The sequence below is a fragment of the Allosphingosinicella indica genome (assembly GCF_900177405.1).
Lineage (GTDB): Bacteria > Pseudomonadota > Alphaproteobacteria > Sphingomonadales > Sphingomonadaceae > Allosphingosinicella > Allosphingosinicella indica.
Genome location: NZ_LT840185.1, coordinates 611,598 through 632,658 on the forward strand (window position 1 = coordinate 611,598; position 21,061 = coordinate 632,658).

20 protein-coding genes are annotated in these 21,061 nt (G+C 68.3%); 1 reads left to right on the plus strand and 19 read right to left on the minus strand.

Features of this window, described 5'->3' with window-relative positions; genetic code table 11:
* Window positions 1-2 precede the first annotated feature (2 nt).
* From tatC to B9N75_RS03175, 9 genes are all read right to left on the minus strand, one after another.
* Window positions 3-797 carry a twin-arginine translocase subunit TatC gene (gene tatC / locus B9N75_RS03135; protein WP_085217485.1) on the minus strand — a complete coding sequence of 265 codons (795 nt, stop codon included), beginning with the start codon at window positions 795-797 and terminating at the stop codon, window positions 3-5.
* A gap of 1 nt (window position 798) precedes the next feature.
* Window positions 799-1,179, minus strand: coding sequence for a Sec-independent protein translocase protein TatB (gene tatB / locus B9N75_RS03140; protein ID WP_085217486.1), 381 nt, complete (start codon window positions 1,177-1,179; stop codon window positions 799-801).
* 28 nt (window positions 1,180-1,207) lie between these two features.
* On the minus strand, window positions 1,208-1,474 hold the full coding sequence (locus B9N75_RS14450) for a twin-arginine translocase TatA/TatE family subunit (protein WP_085217487.1): 267 nt from the start codon (window positions 1,472-1,474) through the stop codon (window positions 1,208-1,210).
* Window positions 1,475-1,506: 32 nt separating this feature from the next.
* Window positions 1,507-2,097, minus strand: a complete 591-nt coding sequence (gene scpB, locus B9N75_RS03150; protein WP_085217488.1) for an SMC-Scp complex subunit ScpB — start codon at window positions 2,095-2,097, stop codon at window positions 1,507-1,509.
* A complete protein-coding gene (locus B9N75_RS03155; protein ID WP_085217489.1) occupies window positions 2,094-2,843 on the minus strand; it encodes a segregation and condensation protein A in 750 nt (249 codons plus the stop codon). The genes scpB and B9N75_RS03155 overlap by 4 nt, the downstream gene beginning before the upstream one ends.
* Window positions 2,844-2,885: 42 nt before the next feature.
* Entirely contained in the window at window positions 2,886-3,893 is a 1,008-nt protein-coding gene (locus B9N75_RS03160; RefSeq protein ID WP_085217490.1) for a glycoside hydrolase family 3 N-terminal domain-containing protein, read from the minus strand.
* Window positions 3,894-3,961: 68 nt separating this feature from the next.
* Window positions 3,962-4,663, minus strand: a complete 702-nt coding sequence (locus tag B9N75_RS03165; RefSeq protein WP_085219374.1) for an SPOR domain-containing protein — start codon at window positions 4,661-4,663, stop codon at window positions 3,962-3,964.
* Window positions 4,663-6,393 (minus strand): arginine--tRNA ligase, encoded by a 1,731-nt coding sequence (gene argS / locus B9N75_RS03170; protein ID WP_085217491.1) that lies wholly within the window; start codon window positions 6,391-6,393, stop codon window positions 4,663-4,665. The genes B9N75_RS03165 and argS overlap by 1 nt, the downstream gene beginning before the upstream one ends.
* A gap of 73 nt (window positions 6,394-6,466) precedes the next feature.
* On the minus strand, window positions 6,467-7,114 hold the full coding sequence (locus tag B9N75_RS03175) for a Rossmann-fold NAD(P)-binding domain-containing protein (RefSeq protein ID WP_085217492.1): 648 nt from the start codon (window positions 7,112-7,114) through the stop codon (window positions 6,467-6,469).
* A 186-nt stretch (window positions 7,115-7,300) separates the two neighbouring features.
* On the opposite strand from B9N75_RS03175, the gene B9N75_RS03180 reads away from it, so the two are divergent.
* A complete protein-coding gene (locus B9N75_RS03180; RefSeq protein ID WP_085217493.1) occupies window positions 7,301-8,320 on the plus strand; it encodes a ferritin-like domain-containing protein in 1,020 nt (339 codons plus the stop codon).
* Between the two features lie 22 nt (window positions 8,321-8,342).
* Here B9N75_RS03180 and B9N75_RS03185 read toward each other — a convergent pair whose 3' ends face one another.
* The 10 genes from B9N75_RS03185 to B9N75_RS03230 all read right to left on the minus strand — a co-directional run bounded on the left by B9N75_RS03185 (window position 8,343) and on the right by B9N75_RS03230 (window position 21,054).
* Window positions 8,343-9,509 carry a deoxyguanosinetriphosphate triphosphohydrolase gene (locus B9N75_RS03185; protein WP_085217494.1) on the minus strand — a complete coding sequence of 389 codons (1,167 nt, stop codon included), beginning with the start codon at window positions 9,507-9,509 and terminating at the stop codon, window positions 8,343-8,345.
* A complete protein-coding gene (locus tag B9N75_RS03190) occupies window positions 9,506-11,425 on the minus strand; it encodes an SPOR domain-containing protein (protein ID WP_172840795.1) in 1,920 nt (639 codons plus the stop codon). Before B9N75_RS03190 ends, B9N75_RS03185 begins: the two co-directional genes overlap by 4 nt.
* 173 nt (window positions 11,426-11,598) lie before the next feature.
* Window positions 11,599-13,062, minus strand: a complete 1,464-nt coding sequence (ftsZ, locus tag B9N75_RS03195; protein ID WP_085217496.1) for a cell division protein FtsZ — start codon at window positions 13,060-13,062, stop codon at window positions 11,599-11,601.
* A gap of 111 nt (window positions 13,063-13,173) precedes the next feature.
* Window positions 13,174-14,445 (minus strand): cell division protein FtsA, encoded by a 1,272-nt coding sequence (gene ftsA / locus B9N75_RS03200; RefSeq protein ID WP_085217497.1) that lies wholly within the window; start codon window positions 14,443-14,445, stop codon window positions 13,174-13,176.
* Window positions 14,442-15,386 (minus strand): cell division protein FtsQ/DivIB, encoded by a 945-nt coding sequence (locus B9N75_RS03205; RefSeq protein WP_085217498.1) that lies wholly within the window; start codon window positions 15,384-15,386, stop codon window positions 14,442-14,444. Before B9N75_RS03205 ends, ftsA begins: the two co-directional genes overlap by 4 nt.
* Entirely contained in the window at window positions 15,383-16,315 is a 933-nt protein-coding gene (locus B9N75_RS03210) for a D-alanine--D-alanine ligase (protein WP_085217499.1), read from the minus strand. The genes B9N75_RS03205 and B9N75_RS03210 overlap by 4 nt, the downstream gene beginning before the upstream one ends.
* On the minus strand, window positions 16,312-17,226 hold the full coding sequence (murB, locus tag B9N75_RS03215; protein WP_085217500.1) for a UDP-N-acetylmuramate dehydrogenase: 915 nt from the start codon (window positions 17,224-17,226) through the stop codon (window positions 16,312-16,314). Before murB ends, B9N75_RS03210 begins: the two co-directional genes overlap by 4 nt.
* A complete protein-coding gene (murC, locus tag B9N75_RS03220) occupies window positions 17,223-18,638 on the minus strand; it encodes a UDP-N-acetylmuramate--L-alanine ligase (protein WP_085217501.1) in 1,416 nt (471 codons plus the stop codon). Before murC ends, murB begins: the two co-directional genes overlap by 4 nt.
* Window positions 18,635-19,885: a UDP-N-acetylglucosamine--N-acetylmuramyl-(pentapeptide) pyrophosphoryl-undecaprenol N-acetylglucosamine transferase gene (locus tag B9N75_RS03225; RefSeq protein WP_085217502.1), complete on the minus strand. Its 1,251-nt coding sequence runs from the start codon at window positions 19,883-19,885 to the stop codon at window positions 18,635-18,637. The genes murC and B9N75_RS03225 overlap by 4 nt, the downstream gene beginning before the upstream one ends.
* Window positions 19,870-21,054: an FtsW/RodA/SpoVE family cell cycle protein gene (locus B9N75_RS03230; protein WP_244552408.1), complete on the minus strand. Its 1,185-nt coding sequence runs from the start codon at window positions 21,052-21,054 to the stop codon at window positions 19,870-19,872. The genes B9N75_RS03225 and B9N75_RS03230 overlap by 16 nt, the downstream gene beginning before the upstream one ends.
* Window positions 21,055-21,061: the final 7 nt, after the last annotated feature.

Below are 21,061 nucleotides of genomic sequence, written 5' to 3' on the forward strand. Positions count from 1 at the left end.
GGTCATCCCTGCTCTGAATGCAACTCGATCGCCTTTTCAGCCTCCGCCTCCCGCGCGCGGCGGCGCTCGGTGAACCAGATGGCGATCAGCGACATTTCGTAGAGGAAGATCAGCGGCACCGCGAGCATGAACTGCGACAGCACGTCGGGCGGCGTTGCGACGGCGGCGATGATGAAGGCGACGAGGATCGCATAGCGCCGCCCTTTGACCAGCTGCGTCCGCGTCACCAGCCCGGCGCGCTCGAGCAGCATCAGCAGCACCGGCAGCAGGAAGGCGATGCCGAACGCCAGGATGAAGTGCATCACGAGGCTGAGATAATCGCCGACCGCGGGCAGCGCTTCCTGCTGGATACCGCCGAGATTGCCCTGGAAGCCGAGGAAGAAGCGGAACGCCGTCGGCATGACGACATAATAGGCCAGCGCGCCGCCGCCGATGAACAGAAGCGGCGTCGCGATCAGGAACGGCAGGAATGCGCGCTTTTCCTTCGCATAGAGCCCAGGCGCGATGAATGCCCAGATCTGGTTGGCGATGATCGGGAAGGCGAGGAAGAAGGCCGCGAAGAATGCGACGCGCACCTCGGTGAAGAACGCCTCGTAGAGCTTGGTGTAGACGAGCTTGCCCTTGCCCGGCCCGAAGGCGTCAACGAGTGGCTGCGCCAGGAAGGCAAAGATGTGATCGGCGAAATAAAAGCAGACGCCGAACGCCACCGCCAGCGCCAGAAAGGCGCGGATCAGCCGTTTGCGCAATTCCACCAGATGCTCGAGCAGCGGCGCCTTGCTGTCGTCGATATCGCGCATGTCAGCGTTCACCATCGTCGCTGCGCGGCGGCGGCATCTCGCCTTCGGGCAGCGGCAATTCGGGCTGGGCGGCGGAGGCTGCGGGCGCTTCGGCGCCGTCGGGCGGCGGCGCGGCGGCGGCGCTTTCCTCGGTCACCGGCGGAAGCTGCGGGTGCTCGCGCATGATCCGCTCATTCTCCGCCTTCCACTTCTTTTCCATCTCCTCCAGCTCGGCCTCGCGGATCATCGTATCGATGCCGGAACGAAAGTGACGCGCCATGCCCTTGGCGCGACCGACCCACTGGCCCACCGTGCGCATTGCGCGCGGCAAATCCTTGGGGCCGATCACCACGAGGGCGACGACGGCGATGATCAGAAGCTCCGTCGGAGCGATGTCGAACATTCAAGGCGCCTCGCGGGCGAAAAGCGGTTTAGGGCTCCCGGCGGTCCACCGGCGGGTCGGCGGGACGGGCGACCGGCGGATCGAGCGGCGCGCCGTCGACGCGGCCGACATCGCTGCTGCCGCCTTCCAGCCGCCGCGGCGGCACCACCGGCTCGTCGTCGTCGCTCATGCCCTTCTTGAAGCTTTTGAGGCCCTTCGCGACGTCGCCCATCATGTCGGAGAAGCGGCCCTTGCCGAACAGCAGCAGCACGATGATGCCGACGATGAGCCAATGCCAGAGGCTGAAACCACCCATTATGAAGAATCTCCAACGCTGTGAGGGACTACCTAGTCCTCATCGCCTTCGGTTTCCAGTTCCCGTTCGCCGATCCACTGTTCCATCGCGGTGTCGATCGGGTCGAGAAGGCCCGCCGCCTTCAGATCGTCGATGCCCGGCAGGTCGCGGCGGCTCTTGAGCCCGAAATGTGACAGGAAGCCGATCGTCGTCGCGAAGGTGAGAGGCCGCCCCGGCACTTCACGCCGCCCCGCGGGCCGCACCCAGCCCGCCTCCATCAGCACGTCGAGCGTCCCGCGCGAAATCTGGACGCCGCGGATCGCCTCGATCTCGGCGCGCGTAACCGGCTCGTGATAGGCGATGATCGCCAGCGTCTCGAGCGCGGCGCGGGAGAGCTTGCGCTGATCCTCGCGCTCGCGGCGGAGGAAATGCGCCAGATCACCCGCCGTCTGGAAATGCCAGCGCCCGCCGCGCTCGACCAGTTCGATCCCCCGCCCGGAATAGTCCTCGGCAAGCCTCGCGAGAGCGCCGCGCACGTCGATGCCGCCGCCGACGTGCGCTAAAATATCGTCCGGGGAGAGCGACTGCTCGGCCGCGAACAAGACCGCCTCTACCGCACGCAGCGGATCGTCGGGATCGATCATGCCGCCCGCACCATCAGCGGCGCGAACGCGGCCTTCTGTGCGAGCTCGACCCGCCCCTGCCGCGCCAGCTCCAGCGCGGCGACGAAGCTGGAGGCGAGCGCGGAGCGGCGGAATTCGCCATCGCCCGTCTCGGGCAGAAAGTCGGCGATCGCGGTCCATTCGAGGCTGGTGCCGATCATCCGCTCGACGCGGAGCAGCGCCTCCTCAAGCGTCATCACCGGCCGGCGGCCGACGACGTGGATCACCGGCTCGGTCCGCGCCCGCACCGAGCCGTAAGCGGCTATGAGATCGTAGAGATCGGCCTCCCAGGCCGCCTTGCGGACGACGCGCAGCCCTTCGGTCGATCCCCGCAGGAAGACGTCGCGGCCGATCCGGTCCCCCGCCATCAGCCGCGCCCCCGCCTCGCGCATCGCGTCGAGCCGCTGGAGGCGGAGCTGGAGCCGCAGCGCCAGTTCCTCCGGGCTCGGGTCGGCTTCGGGATCCTTGGGCAGCAGCAGGCAGGATTTGAGATAGGCAAGCCATGCCGCCATCACGAGATAATCGGCGGCGATCTCGAGCTTCAGCTTCTTCGCGTCGGCGATGAAGTCCAGATATTGCTCGACCAGCGCGAGGATCGAGATCTTGGCGAGATCGACCTTCTGCGCGCGCGCCAGGTTGAGCAGAAGATCGAGCGGCCCTTCCCAGCCGTCGACATCGACGGTCAGCGTCTCGGCCGGCGCGCGCAGCGGGGATTCGAAGGCGTCCACGGCGCGAAGACTAAGCGGGCGGCGGTGCGAAGGAAAGCGCGCTCAGGCGTAAGCGAGCAGCGCGTCGCGCTTCTCGATCAGCGCCGCGAAATTCTGGCTCGGCGCGGCCTGCGGCAGCCGCGCGAGCGCGCGGTCGAGCCGGGCGGTTGCGATGTCGCTTATCGGGCCGATACTGCCCGCGATATCGACCATCTCGTCCATCCGCGCCCAGCAATCGAGCACCACGTCGACGCCCGCGGCGATCGATCCCGCCGCCTTCTCGCCCGCGGTGCCGCTCAGCGCCTTCATGTCGATATCGTCGGTCATCAGCAGCCCGTCGAAGCCGATCCGGCCGCGGATGATGTCCGCGATCACGACCGGCGACAGCGTCGCGGGCCGCTCCCGGTCCCACGCCTCGAAGATGATGTGCGAGGTCATGCCCATCGGCGCGCTGGCAAGCTTGCGGAACGGCGCGAGATCATCCTCAAGCTCGGCATCGGACGCGGTGACGGCAGGCAGGTGATAGTGGGTGTCGACGATCGCGCGGCCGTGCCCCGGCATATGCTTGACGACGCCGATCACCCCGCCCGCCTCGAGCCCGTCTAGCACTGCCCGCCCCAGCGCAGCGACGCGCAGCGGATCGCGGCCCAGCGCGCGCGACGCGACCGCTGGGGTGGTCTCCGGCCGGGCGATGTCGAGCAACGGCAGGCAGTTCACCGTGACGCCCACCTCGCTCAGCATCAGCCCCAGCGCCTCGGCATTTACCCGTGCCGCTTCGATCGCCGAGATCGGCGCGGTCTCGTAGAGCGCATCGAACGCCGGACCGGCGGGAAAGGCGGGCCATTCGGGCGGCTTCATCCGCGCCACCGGGCCGCCTTCCTGGTCGATCAGGATCGCCAGTGCGTCGCGGCCCTGCAGCGCTTTAAGGTCGTCGGTCAGCGCACGCATCTGATCGCGCAATACGCAGTTGCGCGCGAAGAGGATGTAGCCCGCAGGGTCGGCGTCCTTGAAGAAGGCGCGCTCGTCGGGGGTAAGCTCGGGGCCGCTGAGGCCGAAAATCGCGGGCAGCATCGCCGCGCTTTAGCAGGATCGCTGGCGGTTGCGACCCCGGCGAAACGCGCCGGGGCCGCAGCCTCGCCTCAATTCACCTGAACGCACTGCTCGCCGGCGACGCGGAGACGGCCGCAGATGCCCGCGGCGTCGGGGCCGCTGGCGCGGAGCCGGTACAACGTCTTGCCGTTGGTCGTCACCGGGGTGACGCTCTGGCTGAGCGGTGCGAGATATTTGAACCGCGCCGCCATCGCCTTCCACGCGCTGTTCGCCGCCGCCTGGCTGGAGAAAGCGCCGAGCTGGATGGCGCCGCCGCCGGCGGCGGGCGCAGCCGGAGCGGGCGCGGCCGCCTTGGGCTGCGGCGCTTCCGCCTTCGGAGCTGGCGTCGGCGCGGCGGCCTTCGGCGCTTCCGGAGCCGGAGTGGCCTTGGCGACCGGCGCTTCGGGCAGCGCATTGACGTCGATATTGCCGAGCGGATCGGCGCCTTCGCTTGCGGCGAACGCAGTGTCGCCCTTGCCGTCGACCTTCATCCCGCCCGGATCGCTTGGTGGCACCTTGTAGTCGCCTTCCGGCGCGGCGATCAGCGTGCCGTCGCCGTCCGCCGTCGCGTCACGATTGTTCATCCAGAACAGACCGCCGACGATGAGGCCGATTGCGACCAGCCCGATCACCACGAAGGCGATCATCTTGCCCGCCGACGGACCTTCGGGCTCGTCCTCCTCGACTGCTTCCAGCCAGGGCAGGCGATCTTCCTCGGGAAGCGTCCCGTCGTCCGCGCGCACGTCGCTCATCACTGCATCTCCTCCGCCGCGGCCACCCCCATGATGCCGAGGCCGTTGCGGACAATCTGCCCTATCGCGGAGGCCAGTTCCAGACGCGCGCGTGTCAATTCGGGATTCTGTGCCACGAGGAAACGCTTTGCCGGATCATCATTACCCTTGTTCCACTGCGCATGGAGCGTGGCGGCAAGGTCGAACAGGTAGAAAGCGATGCGGTGCGGCTCGCGCGCCTGCGCCGCGCCTTCCACCACGCGCGGGAATTGCGCGCCGAGCTTGACCAGCGCGGTCTCGTCCGCGTCGAGCAGCGAAAGATCGGCCGGCGCATCGAGGTCGATCCCCTCCGCCGCCGCCTTGCGGAGCAGCGAGCGGATCCGCGCATGGGCATATTGCACGTAGAAGACCGGATTGTCCTTCGACGCCTCGACCACCTTGGCGAAGTCGAAATCCATCTGCGCATCGGCCTTGCGGGTGAGCATCGTGAAGCGCACGACATCCTTGCCGACCTCGCTGACGACATCGGCGAGCGTTACGAAATTGCCCGAGCGCTTGGACATCTTTACCGGCTCGCCGGCGCGGAGCAGGCGGACCATCTGGACGAGCTTCACGTCGAAGGGCGTCTTGCCTTCGGTCAGCGCCGCGACCGCCGCCTTGATCCGCTTCACCGTCCCCGCATGGTCGGCGCCCCAGATGTCGATGAGCTGGTCCGCCGATTGCGCCTTCTGGAAATGATAGGCGAGATCGGCGCCGAAATAGGTCCAGCTCCCGTCGGACTTCTTGATCGGCCGGTCCTGATCGTCACCGAACTGCGTCGCGCGGAACAGCGGCAGCTCGACCGGCTCCCAGTCCTCCGGCGTTTCGCCCTTCGGCGCTTCCAGCATCCCGTCATAGACGAGATCCCGCGCACGCAGCCACGCTTCGGCCGCCTCGGGCTTGCCCGCCGCCTGCAACTCGGCCTCCGAGGAGAAGAGATCGTGATGGATGCCGAGCAGCGCGAGATCGGCGCGGATCATGTCCATCATCGCCGCCACCGCCGCCTTGCGGAACGGCACCTGCCACTCGCTCTCCGGCTTGCCGACGAAGGCGTCGCCATGCTCGGCGGCGAGCTTCTCGCCGACCGGGATCAGATATTCGCCGGGGTAGAGCCCCTCCGGGATCGCGCCGACATCCTCGCCAAGCGCCTCGCGGTAGCGCAGGTGCGCCGAGCGGGCGAGCACGTCGACCTGCCCGCCGGCGTCGTTGACATAATATTCGCGCGTCACCGCATAGCCGGCATGTTCGAGCAGGCTGGCGAGCGCATCGCCGACGACGGCGCCGCGGCAATGGCCCATGTGCATCGGCCCGGTCGGGTTGGCAGAGACATATTCGACGTTGACGCGGACCCCCTCACCCATCGCCGAGCGGCCATAATCCGCGCCCTTCGCCAGTATCTCAGCCAGCTCGCTATGCCAGACGGCGGGCGTCAGCCGCAGGTTGATGAAGCCGGGGCCGGCGATCTCCACCGCCTCCACCTCGTCGAGCGCCTCCAGTCGCGGCGCGATCAGCGCGGCGAGCGCGCGGGGATTGGTGCCCGCGCGCTTGGCCAGCACCATCGCCGCATTGGTCGCGAGATCGCCGTGCGACACATCGCGCGGCGGCTCGACCGCGACGCCGCCTCGCTCGATCCCAGCCGGCAGATCGCCCGAAGCGATGAGGGCGTCGAGGATGGCGTCGATATGCGCTGCGAAACGTGCGTAGAGAGTCACGGGGCTGGAAATCCATCTGTCCGGGAAATGCGGGCGCCTTAGCGAAACCCGCGCGGCATTTGAAGCGGCGCGGCTAGTCGTGCGCCGATCGCCGGATGTCACGATTGTGGTGAACGAAAGTGCCGGGCTCCGATGCATCCGCGATTGCCGCCATCGCCGCAGCCACGTCCAAGGCATCGATCGCGGCATATCGGTCCAGCGGGCCACGGAGGACCAGGTTCACCAGCGGGCTGAGCGCGATGCCGATCCGCTCGCCCGCCCGCCGGTCACCGCCGCGTGGCCCGCGGAGCAAGCCCGGCCGGAAGATGTCGAGCCGCTCGAACCCGAGCGCGCCGAGCCGAGCCTCCATCTCGCCCTTAGTACGGAGGTAGAAATTGCGCGATGCCGCGTCCGCTCCGATCGAGGAGACGGCGATCATCTGTCGCGCGCCACCTTTCCGCGCCGCTTCCGCGAACGCCGCCACCATATCGAGATCGACCGCGCGAAACGCTGCCTCGCTTCCCGCCTTGCGCATCGTCGTACCCAGCGCCGAAACCGCAATGTCGGGCGCGAGCGATGTCGAAAGCGTCGGCCATTCTTCCGGATCGGCGACATGGACGGTGCCCGGCCCGCCGCCGCTTCGCTGAAGACAGTGCAGCTCGGCCTCGCCCGCCGTTCGCGCCGCGAATTGCCGGCCGATCAGCCCGGTCGATCCGATCATCACGATCCGCCGCTTCGCCATCCGCCCACGTCCCTCTGCGCTCCGCCGCAACAAGGTTGACGCGCGACCAAAGGCGAAGCAAGGCGCGAAATCAGGCCGAAGGATCGGGCTGGCCAGGCGGAAAGCGCGGCAGCGGGGGACGTTACCGAGCGCATCGACCAGGCCGGATCACGCGCCGGAAACAGGTCCAGTCATCAGGGAGTGTTTATGTCTGAGGAAAATTCGGTGATCGAGCCGGTCGAGGAAGCAACCGTGCAGCATGAGGATCGCCGCCGGTTCCTGCGCGGCGCGAGCGGCCTTGCCATCGCGATGACCGGCGCGGCGCTCGCCACCGCCTGCGGCGGCGGCAACGGCAGCCCGAGCCCCTCGCCCACCCCGACGCCGACCCCGACCCCCACCGGATCGCCGACGCCGACGCCCTCGCCGACCCCGGCCTTCACCGATACCGATCTGATCAACTTCCTGCTCAACATCTCCTATCTGCAGGGCCAGTATTTCGCGTTCGCGACCACCGGCGCCAGCCTGTCTTCGGACATCCTGACCGGCACGGGCACCGCCGGCGCGGCCACCGGTGGCCCGGCGGTGAGCTTCGCCGACGCCAATATCTCCCAGTTCGCGCGCGAGATCGCGGCCGAGCTTCGCGCGCAGATCGTGTTTCAGCGCGCCTTCGTCGGCACCGCCAACGCTATCGCGCAGCCGAAGCTCGACCTGTCGGCCGACGCCGCGGGCGCCTTCTCGAAGCTGGCGCAGAGCGCGGGCATCGTCGCTGCGGGCGCGTCGTTCAATCCTTATGCGAACGACGACAATTTCCTGCTCGGCGCGTTCGTCCTGCTCGACGTGTCGGTGACGGCGTTCAAGGCGATCACCCCGCTCATCTCCAGCAAGACGCTGCTGGAATCGGTGGTCGGCCTCATCGCCATCCAGTCGTATCACGCCGCGATGATCCGCTCGCTCATTTACTTGAAGGGCGCGACGCTGCGCGGTCAGTCGGACGATCTGTCGGATGCGCGCGACGCGCTCGACGGCGCCCCTGACCGCGATCAGGGCGTGACCGGCGATGCGAACACGGCCAACGTGTCGCCCGCCGACGTCAACGGCCTCGCCTACAGCCGCACCACGGGCCAGGCGCTCAGCATCTATTATCTGAGCGCGACGACGATCAACAAGGGCGGCTTCTTCCCCGACGGCCCTAACGGGAAGATCTTTACCAGCAACAACGCCACCTGATCGGTGCGCGCTGCCCGGGGCGTCAGAACGCCTCGGGCAGCTCCGCCGGACCGACCAGCGCGCGGTGGCGCGCGATCGCATAGCGGTCGGTCATGCCGGCGATGAAATCGCCGATGGCGCGCAGTCGCGCGGTCTTTCCATCCTCCAGCGGCCGCCATTCGGCGGGCAGCAGGCCGGGATCGGCGCGATAGGCGTCGAACAGGCGCGCCAACACCGCCTGCGCCTCGTCCGCCACTGCCTGCACCGCCGGCGCGCCATACATATTCGCATAGAGGAAGCGCTTCAGTTCGCTCTCGCGCGCGGCCATGTCGGGTGAGAATCCGACGAGCGCCCGACCCGCAGCGCGTACGTCGTCGATGTCGCGGATGCCCGCCTCGGCGATGCGCCGCTTCGTCTCGGCGATCAGATCGTTGACCATCAGCCCGATCTGATCCCGCACCAGCTCGCCGATGAGGCGTTCGACCGGCAGGCCAGGGAAGCGTTGCAGCACACCGTTCCAGCATCGCGCGGCCAGCGGCACCGCCAACAATCCGTCGAGCGTGAACAGGCCCGCGCGTAGGCCGTCATCCACGTCGTGATTGTCATAGGCGATATCGTCCGCGATCGCGGCGACTTGCGCTTCCAGGCTCGGCCAACTCGCCAGATCGAGCGGAAATTCGGCGTCGGCCTCCGCCAGCGCCCAAGGCGGATTGACCACCGGGCCATTGTGCTTGGCGAGCCCCTCCAGCGTCTCCCAGCTCAGGTTCAATCCGGCGTGGCGCGGATAAGGCGTCTCCAGCCGGGTGAGCACGCGCAAGGTATGCGCATTGTGATCGAACCCGCCTGCCTCCGCCATCGCCGCCTGTAGCGCGTCCTCGCCGGCATGGCCGAAGGGCGGATGGCCGATATCGTGCGCCAGGCATAGCGCCTCGGTCAGATCCTCGTTGAGCCCCAACGCCCGCGCAACGGTGCGGCCGATCTGCGCGACCTCGAGGCTGTGGGTGAGGCGGACGCGGAAATGATCGCCGTCGGGCGCGACGAAGACCTGCGTCTTGTGGCGGAGGCGCCGGAAGGGCACCGAATGGATGATGCGGTCGCGGTCGCGCTGGAAGGCGTCGCGCGGCCCGCGCGTTTCCGATGCCGCGCCGCCCCCGTGCAGCCGCCCGCGCGATCGGACGGGATCGGCGGCATAAGGGGCTCTGGCGGTCACTTGGCGGGCAGCTTCTCGATCTCCTGCCCCGCGGGGCTCGTCCAGCTAAACCCCGAGAGTTTCTCCTTGGCAAGCGCGTTGACGAAGGTCTGCGCCTCGCCCTCGCTCTTGAACGGTCCGACCAGCAGCCGGTTGGTGGCGCGCAGCGGCGTCGTCCACGCACTCTTGCCCTTGAACAATGCGGGCGCCTGATCGCGCAGTTTGGAATAGGCTGCGGGCAGATCGCGCTTGTTGGCGCCACCCGCCACCTGCACCCAAATGCGGCTCGGCTCCTTGGGCGCGGCCGGCTTCTTGGGCTCGGGTTTCTTCGCCTCGGCCGCCGGCTTGGTCTCCGCGGGCTTCTTCACCTCGGCAGCCTTGACCGGCTCCGGCTTGGGCTTTTCCGCGGCGGGTGGCGGAGCAGGTCTCGCCGGTTCCGGAGCGGGCACCAGTTCCGGCTCGCCGCCGAGCCCCGCGACTAGCGATGCGATGCTCGCGAAGCCCGGTGCGGCCTCGACGGTAGGCGCAGGCGCTTGCGCACTGGTCGCAGGCGTATCGACCGCGACCGCAGAGGGGATCAAGTTCGTCGTCGCCACAGAAGGCGGACCCATCGGCGGCTGCGAGACCGGAGCCGGTGTCGCGGAGAGCGATGATGACGGGGCGGGCGTGGTGCTCTGCGTTATGTTCGGCGCAGTCGTTGTCGAAGGCGTAGGCACCGCCGTGGATGTCGAGGTCGTCGGCGTCGGCGCCGCGGTGGAGACCGATGCAGGCGGACCGAGCGCCGGCCGCGGCGCGGTATCGGTCGTCGCCCAGCGGCGGACCGGCGCCGTCGGCGCTGGCGAGGGCTGGGTTACAGGAGGCGTTACCGCGCTGTTCGCGGCATATTGGCGCGCGGGAGGTGCTTCCTCCGGCTCGGTCGTCGAGGTCGGGATGCGCGATCCGACGCGGTCGGCGCGGTTGAGCGTGCGCCCCTCGTTGCGTTCGCTAGCCGGCGCGCGCGCGACGCGGCGCTGCTGCGGAGGCGGCGTCGTATCGGGGCCGGGGCGACGCCGCGGCTGCGAGGAAGGCGGCTCCTGCGCGGTGCGCCGCGTAGCGGTGGCGGGCGTCGTGCCGCTGACCGAACCGGCGGCGCCGGGATTGGGCGCGGTCGAGAAATTCTGGGCCATCTGCACCGGTCGGCCGTCCGACGGGAAGCGGCCGAAATGCACCGCCATCGCCTTTTGCGAGGGATTGAGCCCCGACAGTTGCGCGAAGAACGGACGAAGGCTCTCCGCCTGCGCCGGAATGACGGTCGCGGCGGTGCTGGTCGCGCCCGCCGGATCTCCGTTCAGCGCGAGAATGAAGGCGCGGGTTCGCCATGCTGCTCGCTCCTGCCGCCGAAGCTGCCCGTCGATCGCCGCCAGGGCCTCGTCGCGATCGCCGCTGATCGCCAGCGAAAGCGCCAGCCGGCGTTCGATCTCATCGTCGGGGCGCGCGCGCAGCGCCGCCTGATAATCGCGCTGTGCCCGACGGGAATCGCCGATCATGTCGTAGGCGAGGCCGCGATCCGCAGCGATCTCGCTCTCCGCAATGCCACTCCGCACCGCCTCGTTGAAGAATTTGATCGCGCTTTGCGGCTGCTCGAGCTTGACGAAGGCCGAGCCATAGCCCGCCTTGATCCGGGCATCGCGCGGATTGATCTCCTCCGCGCGCGCGAAGAAGGTGATCGCCGCATTGGCGTCGCCGAGTTCCAGCGCCGCCTGCCCGGCCCCCATCAAGGCGCCGACGCTCTTCGGCTCTTCGGACAAAGCGCGGAGATGGCGGCTCAACGCCTCGCCCGGATTCTCACGGTGCGGGACCTGCGCGCCATAAGGCTGTGCGGTCTGCGCGCCGGCGGGCATCGCCCACAGCGCCGCACCGGCGGCAAGCAGCGCGAGCCCGCGCCGGGGAGGCTTCATCGATCTGGAATGCATCGCTGCCGATAAGCCTGCCGCAGACTGAACCGGCAATGTCCGGACGCGGGTTCGCCCGAATGAATCGGCGAGTCGAGCCGGAGCGGCGACGGGCCGACACGAAAACGGCCGCGCCATCCGGAAGACGGCGCGGCCGATTATCGAGCGCCGAAGCGCGGTTACTGGTTGTTCTGGCGGTTCAGAAAGCGCGGAATGTCGAGCGGATCGCGATCGGCAGTGCCGCGATCCTCGTCCACCTGCGCCTTGGCAGCACCGCGCGCAATGCTCGACATGCGCTCGAACAAGGTGCCGCCTTCCCGACGCGGCGCGGGCTGCGGCGCAGGTGAGGCAGGTGCCTGCTCGGTGAGCCACGACCGCGTGCCACCGGTCGGCGGCGTCGGCTCTTCCGGCTCGGGTGCCGGCGTCTCGATCGCTTCGACGCTGGCGTTGTCGAGCATCAGCTCGTCATTGTTCTCGGTCTCGGCGGTCTCGGTCAGCTCCAGCGGCTCGTCTTCGGCCTGCATGTCGGCGCCGAGCTCCAGCTCGGCCGGCTCGACTGCCGCCATCTCCGGCTCCGCCGCGACTTCCGGCTCGGCCGCCGCAGCGGGCTTGGGCACTTCGACCGTGCGGGTGCTCGGGAACGCGAAAACCTTGGCGGGCGGCGCCTGATGCTCGGCGTCAGCATCGATGCCGGTGGCGACGACCGAGACGCGGATCTTGCCTTCCAGATCGTTGTTGAACGCCGAACCCCAGATGATGTTGGCATCGGGATCGACCAGTTCCTTGATGTGGCTCGCCGCCTCGTCGACCTCCATCAGGCGCATGTCCTCGCCGCCGGTGATCGAGATGATGACGCCCTTGGCGCCGCGCATCGACACGCCGTCGAGCAGCGGGTTGGCGATCGCCTTTTCCGCCGCTTCGATCGCGCGATTGTCGCCGTCGGCCTCGCCGGTGCCCATCATCGCCTTGCCCATTTCGGACATGACCGAGCGGACGTCGGCGAAATCGAGGTTGATGAGGCCGGGCATGACCATCAGGTCGGTGATGCCGCGCACGCCCTGCTGCAGCACCTCGTCGGCCATCTGGAACGCTTCCTTGAAGGTCGTGTTCGGGTTGGCGATGCGGAACAGGTTCTGGTTGGGGATGATGATCAGCGTGTCGACGTTCTGCTGAAGCTCGCTGATGCCGGAATCCGCGGAACGCGAGCGGCGCGCGCCTTCGAAGCTGAACGGCTTGGTGACGACGCCGACGGTGAGGATGCCCTTGTCGCGCGCGACCTTGGCGATCACCGGCGCGGCGCCGGTGCCGGTGCCGCCGCCCATGCCGGCCGCGATGAAGCACATGTGCGCGCCGTCGAGCGCAGCCTCGATCTCGGCGATCGTCTCTTCCGCCGCGGCCTTGCCGATCTCCGGCCGGCTGCCGGCGCCGAGGCCCTGCGTGATCTTGAGGCCGAGCTGGATGCGGCGATCCGCCTCGCTTGCGTTGAGCGCCTGCGCGTCGGTGTTGGCGACGATGAAGTCGACGCCCTGAACATCGCTGTGGATCATGTTGGCGATGGCGTTGCCGCCGGCCCCGCCGACGCCGATCACGCTGATCCGGGGGCGGAGCTCGTCCACTTCCGGCCGGATGAAATCGATGCTCATGAGACCTGCTCTCCCCTAGTAATCAACACGCCCCGCGAAGCGTTCTCGCGGATTCTTTTGCACGATGCGATTCGCCCACGCGAGCAAAAAGTTAATGGCGATTCAATTTCCTCAATATTGGCTCCGAAATGCTGAGATCAGCCGGCCGAAAAGGCCGCTCGCGTCCTGTTTCTGGACGGCCGAGCCGGTGCCGCCGATCGCCCGGATGTCGAGCTCGTCGGAGGCCGCGAACTGGGCAAGGCCGACCAGCGTAGCAAAGGCCGGGCCGCTGTGCGCTTCGGGCAGGCCGGGCAGCCTGGGCCGCCCGATCCGCACCGCCCGGCCTAGCACGCCCTGCGCATAATCGGCCATGCCCTTGAGCTCCGATCCTCCGCCCGTGAGCACGATCTGCCGCCCGAACGGGCCGGAAAAGCCCAGTTCCTTCAGTGCCGCGGCGATCTCGCCCATAAGATGCTCGAGCCGCTGGCGGATCACGGCGATGAGCTGCGCCCGGCTGGCGCGCGAGGGCTCCACCCCTTCTTCCGCGCTGGCGAGCGGGTTGACGTCGATCATGTCGTGATTGTCGCGCGGGCTCGTCATCGCCGAGCCGTAGAAGCATTTGATCCGCTCGGCCTCGGCGCGGCGCGTGCCGAAGGCCGAGGCGATATCGTCGGTGATGTCGATGCCGCCGCTGGGCAGCGACTTGAGGCCGACCAGCATCCCGCCCGCGAAGACCGAGACGTTGGTGACGCCCGCGCCAAGCTCGATCAGCGCAACGCCAAGCTCACGCTCCTCTTCGGTCAGGCACGCCTTGCCGGCCGCCACCGGCGCCGCGACGATCGCCTGCACGCCGAGATGCGCCGAGCGGACGCAGAGGTCGAGGTTGCGCACCGGCGAGGGCTCGGCGGCGATGACGTGGATGTCGACCGCCATCCGGTCGGCATGGAGACCGACGGGTTGCTTGACGCCGGTCATCCCGTCGAGCGTGTAGAAGGCGGGCATCGCGTGCAGCACCATCTTGCCGTCGGGCTCGATGGATTCCTTGCCGACACCCAGCAGCGCCTCGATGTCGCCCTTCTCGATCCGTCGCCCGCCGATCGCGACCTCGACCGAGGCGACCGTGCTGGACACGCCGCCGGCCGAATAGCCTACGAACACGTCGTCGATGTTGATGCCCGCGATCCGCTCGGCCTGCTCCACCGCCTCGCGGATGCTGCCCTCGGCCTTTTCCATGTCGGCGATGAAGCCGCTGCGGACGCCGCGGCTCTCGCGCTGGCCGGTGCCGAGAATGCGCAAGCTGCCGTCCTCGCCCGGCTCGGCGATGAGCGCGGAGATCTTGGACGATCCCACGTCGAGCGCGGTGACGAGCTTGCGGTTCTGCGGCGGCGGCAGGCGCGTCCTCATATCGTCGTCCTCGGATCGACCGGCGCGCCGTCGCCGGTGGGAACGGGCGCTTCGAGCACCGGAACCGTGCTGCCCGGCTGATCGGTGACGCGGACGATCATCTTGCCCGGCACGCGCATGTCGAAACGGACGAGCCCGCGGCCGAGCAGTTGCGCCATCTGGTCCATCCGCGCGAAATGGACGAGCGCCTTGGCGGCGCGCTCCTGTCCTTCCGGCAGCGCCAGCGTCTCGCCGGACTGAAACCGCAAATCCCAGCGCCGCCCGCCGACCCAGGTCGCGCCTTCCAGCATCGGCTTGAGCTGCGGTGCCGCGCCGATCAGCCGGGTCAGCGCATCCGCCTGGAGATTGGCGGCGGGGCCGATCACCAGCGGCAGATCGGGCATCTTGTCGAGCTTCACTTCCTCGAGCACTACGCCCGCGCGATCGACGAGGCTGAGGTGCTGGTTGTGCTGCCAGATCGCCGCCGGCTGCCGCTCGACCACGTCGACGACCAGGGTGTCGGGCCAGCGGCGCGACACCCGCGCCTCCTCGATCCAGCCGAATTTGAGCAGCCGCGCGCGCGTCCCGTCGAGATCGACCAGCGGCAGCGCCATCGAATCCTGATCGAGCGCGACCGAATAGACCGGCAGCCGCTCCATCCGCTCGAGCCCCTTGATCTCCACGCGCTTCACCGTGAAGCCGGCATCGCCGATGCTTTCGCCGAGTGCGGTACCCACCGTCTGTGGCACGCGCATTGCGAAGGCGACGGCAAGCCCGATCGCCAGCACCGCGAGGATCGCGAGCCACCAGAGCGCCGCGCGATAGCTTTCGGGCGAGGTCACCACGCCATCGACGAACCCTTGCTTCTTCGCAGGCCGCCGTCCACCGCCGCCCTTGCGTGCCGGCTGGCGCGTGCGCGCCTTGGCCTTGCCCTGATTGCCGCGGGCGATCCGCGCGCTCATGCCGCGCGCTCCGCCAAGGCTTCGTCGACGATGCGCTGGACGAGTTCGGCGTAGCTGAGCCCGATATGCCGCCCCTGCTCCGGCACCAGGCTGAGCGGCGTCATCCCCGGCTGGGTGTTGACCTCCAGCAGATAGAGGCCATCGATCCCCTTCTCGTCGTCCCAGCGGAAATCGGAGCGCGAGGTGCCCTTGCAGCCGAGGATGCGATGCGCCTCCAGCGCCATGCGCAGGCACTCGGCGCGGATATCACCGGGAATGTCCGCCGGGCAGACGTGCTGCGTGAGCCCGTCGGTATATTTGGCGTCATAATCGTAGAAGCCGGACTTGGGCTTGAGCTCGGTCACGGCAAGCGCCTCGTCGCCCAGCACCGCGGTGGTCAGTTCTCGCCCGCGGATGAAAGGCTCGGCCAGCAGCCGGTCGAAATGCCGCCACGGCCCCTCGGTATCGCGGCCGATCGGGCTGCCATAATTGCCGCCCTCGGTGACGATCGCGACGCCGACCGACGAGCCTTCGTTGACCGGCTTCAGCACATAGGGCCGCGGCAGCGGATCGGTCTCGTAAAGCGTCTCGCTGGCGACGATCCGCCCTTCGGGCATGCGGATGCCCTGCGGCACGAGCTGCTGCTTGGTCAGCTCCTTGTCGATCGCGATGACCGAGGTAACGAGCCCGGAATGGGTATAGGCGAGGCCCATCAGGTCCATCAGCCCCTGCACCGTGCCGTCCTCGCCGGGCGTGCCGTGTAGCGCGTTGAACACCACGTCGGGTTTCGCTTCGGCCAGCCGCTCGGCGACATCGTGGCCCATGTCGATCCGCGTGACGCGATGGCCGAGGCTCTCCAGTGCGTCGGCGACGCCCGCGCCCGAAGACAACGACACCTCGCGCTCGGCCGACCAGCCGCCCATCAGCACCGCGACGTGAAGACCACTCATTCCGGAACGCCCACTCGTTGAATTTCCCACTCCAGCACGACGCCGGTCGCTTCGCACACGCGGCGGCGCACTTCTTCGCCCAAGGCCTCGATGTCCGCGGCGCTGGCATTGCCCAGATTGAGCAAGAAGTTGCAATGCTTCTCAGAGACCTGCGCGTCGCCCATCGTCAAGCCGCGGCATCCCGCGGCGTCGATCAGCCGCCAGGCCTTGTCGCCGGGGGGATTCTTGAAGGTCGATCCGCCGGTGCGGCTGCGCAGCGGCTGGCTCGCCTCGCGCTCGGCGGCGATCCGGTCCATCTCCGCGCCGATCGCCGCCGGATCACCGGGAACGCCGTGGAACAGCGCCTCGACGACGATCGCACCCTCGGGCGTCTCGCTGTGGCGATAGGTGTAGCCGAAGCGTGCGGCGGGCCAGGTCTCGACCCGCCCGTCGCGCAGCACCACCGTCGCCTCGACCAATATGTCGGCGACCTCGCGGCCATAGGCGCCCGCATTCATCTTCACCGCGCCACCCGCCGTCCCCGGTATGCCGCGCAGGAACTCGAGCCCCGCGATCCCGGCATCGCGCGCCTTGGACGCGACGGTGATCCCCATCGCCCCGCCGCCGGCGCGGACGCGGTTGCCCGGCTCGACCGAGACCTTGGCGAGCAGCTTAGGAAGCCGAACCACGACGCCCGGCACCCCGCCGTCGCGGACGATGAGGTTGGAGCCGACGCCCACCGGCAGCACCGGCACCGCCGGATCGAGCGCCGAGAGGAAGGCCGCGAGATCCTCGACACTGTCTGGCTTCACTAGCCATTCGGCCGGTCCGCCGGTGCGGAACCAGATGAAATCGGCAAGGCTGCCGTTCGGCGTGATCTCGCCCGCCAAATCCATCGTTTGTGCCGGGTTCGGGTTCGAGCTTGCGCTCATTTGCTGAGCCTCGCCTGCAGAATGCCGTCGGCGAGCTTGGCGGCCCATTTGGTGATGTCGCCCGCGCCGAGGCAGATCACCATGTCGCCGCGCGCCGCGATGTCGCGGAGCTGGCGGCAGAGATCGTCGGCATCCTCGACCAGCTTCACCGCGCGGTGGCCGCGCTGCTTCAATCCCTCGACCAGCGCCTCGGAATCAGCGCCTTCGATCGGTTCTTCGCCCGCGGCATAGACCGGCGCGACATAGACGATGTCGGCATCGTTGAACGCGCCTTGGAAGTCCTCCATCAGATCGCGCAGCCGCGTGTAGCGGTGCGGCTGGACGACCGCGATCACGCGCCCTTCCGCGCCCTCGCGCGCCGCCGCGAGCACCGCGCGGATCTCCACCGGGTGGTGGCCGTAATCGTCAATGATCGCGACGCCATCCAGCTCACCGACCTTGGTGAAGCGCCGCTTGACCCCGCCGAACTGGTCGAAGCCGCGCGCGATCACCTCGTCGGGAATGCCGAGCTCGACCGCGACGCCGATCGCGGCGAGCGCGTTCTGGACGTTGTGGCGGCCGGGCATGGGGAGGTGGATGCCGGCGATCGAGCGGACCTCGCCCGTGCGGTCGCGCACCGCGATGTCGAAGCGGTTGCCGCCCGGCACCGGCGTCACATTGTCGGCGCGGATGTCGGCCTGCGCCGCGAAGCCGTAGGTGACGATCCGCCGGTCGCGCAGCCTCGGGATGATCCCCTGCACTTCGGGGTGATCGACGCAGAGCAGCGCGGCGCCGTAGAAGGGCACGTTCTCGACGAACTCGACGAAGGCGTCCTTGACCTGATCGAACCCGCCGTAATGGTCGAGATGCTCGGGATCGATGTTGGTGATCACCGCGATCGTGCCGTCGAGCCTGAGGAAGCTGCCGTCGCTCTCGTCGGCCTCGACCACCATCCAGTCGGACGAGCCCAGCCGCGCGTTGGAGCCATAGGCGTTGATGATGCCGCCGTTGATGACGGTGGGGTCGATGCCGCCCGCATCGAGCAGCGCGGCGACCATCGACGTCGTTGTCGTCTTGCCGTGGGTGCCCGCCACCGCGACGGTGGACTTAAGCCGCATCAGCTCGGCGAGCATCTCGGCGCGGCGGACGACGGGGATGCGCCGCTCATAGGCGCATTCGACCTCGGGATTGGTGCTGCGGCTGACGGCAGTGGAAGTTACCACCACCGCCGCATCGCCCAGATTGTCCGCGGCATGGCCGATCGCCACCGGAATGCCGCGCTTGCGCAGGCCCTCGACGACATAGCCCTCGGCCACGTCCGAACCCTGCACCTTGTATCCGAGGATATGCATCACCTCGGCGATGCCCGACATGCCGATCCCGCCGATGCCGACGAAATGGATCGTGCCGATGTCGGTGCCCACACCCCTCATGCGTAGGCACCGCTAGGCAGCGAGGCGTGGCGCGTCTCGGCAGCGCCGACCAGTTCCTCGCCGCGGGTGCGGCCGGTGCGCTCGACCAGATCGGCGAGCGCGCTGGCCGCATCGGGCCGACCGAGCGCACGAGCGCGTTCTGCCGCGTTGGCGAGAGCACCCGGCTCAAGTGCCAATTTTTGCATTTGCCGGCTCAGCTCCAGCGGGGTGAAGCGGCCAGTCGTGTGCCTACGCTCTTCCCCCACCGGCACGATATCGACGTCAGCGATATCGGCGAGGCTGAGCTTCGTCTGGCGCATCACGCGAGCGCCCCCCGCTTTCGCCATTTCCAAGGCATTGGCCGTCTGATGATCGTCGGTCGCGCTGGGTAGAGGGATCAGGATTGCTGGTCGTCCGGCCACGGTCAACTCGGCGATCGTCGATGCGCCAGCGCGACCAATGACGAGGTGCGCCCAGGACAACCGCTCGGGAAGATCAGGCATATAGGTTGAGAGGTCGGCAGGAATGCCGAACCGCGCATATTTCGCCCGCACTGCAACAATGTCCTCGGCGCGACATTGTTGGGTCACTTGCAGACGCTGGCGAAAAGCTTCCGGAAGTAGTGCCAAACCGTCCGGAACGACCTCCGCGAAGATCGACGCCCCTTGGCTCCCGCCGGTCACCAGCAGCCGGAAGATGCCGTCGCCCGAGAGCGCCGGGAACGGCTGATCTCGGAGCGCGATCACCGCGTCGCGCACCGGATTGCCGACCAGCACGGCCTTGCGCTCCTGCGCCTTCGCCATGCGGTCGACATGATCGTAGGAGGTGGCGATCGCATCGACGCGGCCCGCCATCAGCCGGTTGACCCGGCCGAGCACCGCATTCTGCTCGTGGATCAGCGTCGGGATGCGCTGGCGCTGCGCGGCGAGCAGCGCGGGGAGCGCCGGATAGCCGCCGAAGCCGATCACCGCGGACGGCGCAAAGGTCTCGTAGAGCCGCGACGCCATCGCCCGGCCGGTCAATATCTTGCGAAACGCCTTCCACCAGCCGACCGGCCCGCCGCCGAGCCGCCCGGCGGGGAGGATGTGAACCTGGACGCCGTCGAACAGCCCCGGGATGCGCGCGCCGCGATCGTCGGTGACGAGCGCGACGCGGTGGCCGCGCCGCATCAGCTCTTCGGCCAGCGCGTGCGCGGGGGTCATATGCCCCCCGGTGCCGCCCGCCGCGAGGACATAATGGCGCGATATGATGCTCAACGGCCGCTCCATTTCACCACATAGGGAGACCGGTGAAGATAGGGGTTTCGCCGCGTGAAGGCGAGGAGGAGGCCCATGCCGATCGACAGCGCGATCATCGACGATCCGCCGTAGGAGATGAACGGCAAGGTCATGCCCTTGGACGGCGCGATCTGGACGTTGACCGCCATGTTGATCAGCGCCTGCAGGCCGAACTGGCAGACCAGCCCGGCGGTCGCGAGCACCAAGAAATTATCTTCCTCGTGCAGCAGCTTGATCAGCACGCGCGCGACGATCGCCATGTAGAGCGCGGCGATGGCGAGGCAGGCGATCATGCCGAACTCCTCCCCGATCACCGAGAAGATGTAATCGGTATGCGGCTCCGGCAGGTGGAACTTGCGCGTGCCGCCGCCCGGCCCGAGGCCGAACAGCCCGCCCGCGGTCAGCGTCCTCAGCGCACTGTCCGTCTGGTAGGTGTCGACATCGCCCGCGCCCCCGAACAGGAACGCGTCGACCCGCACCGTCGCCACCGGATAGAAGAAATAGGCGAGCACCAGCGCACCGAGGCCGGCAAGCCCGATCAGGATCAGGAAGCGCATCGGCACGCCCGCCAGCGTCAGCAGCAGCACCCAGATCGCCGCGAAGATCACCGTCTCGCCGAGGTTGGGCTGCTGCATCAGCAGCACCGCGACCAGCGCGGTCAGTACGCCGGTCAAGGGCACGACCGGCAGGCTCGCATCCTTGGCGCGGAGCGACAGCAGCCAGGCGAGCGTCACGATGAACAGCGGCTTCAGGAACTCCGACGGCTGGAATTGCGCAAAGCTGAAGCCCAGCCAGCGCCGCGCGCCGTTCACTTCCTGGCCGATCACCGGCACCAGCATCAGGCAGAAGATGAAGAAGCCGGTGCCGATCAGGCACAGCCGCCGCGCGGTCGGCTTGGGCAGCATCGAGACCGCGATCATCACCGGGATGCCGGCCATGATCCAGACCAACTGGCGGTAGAAATAATGGAGCGGCGCATAATGAATCGCACCGCCCGAATAGCGCATCGCGGCGGCCGGCGATGCGGCCGCGACGGCGACCAGGCCGATCGAGATCAGCACCGCGACCAGCAGCAGCAGGACGCGGTCGATCTCCCAGAACCAGCGCCCCATCGCGCTTCGGTCGGTCCGGCCGAACTTGACCGCCTGGTTCCGGCGCATATCCCCC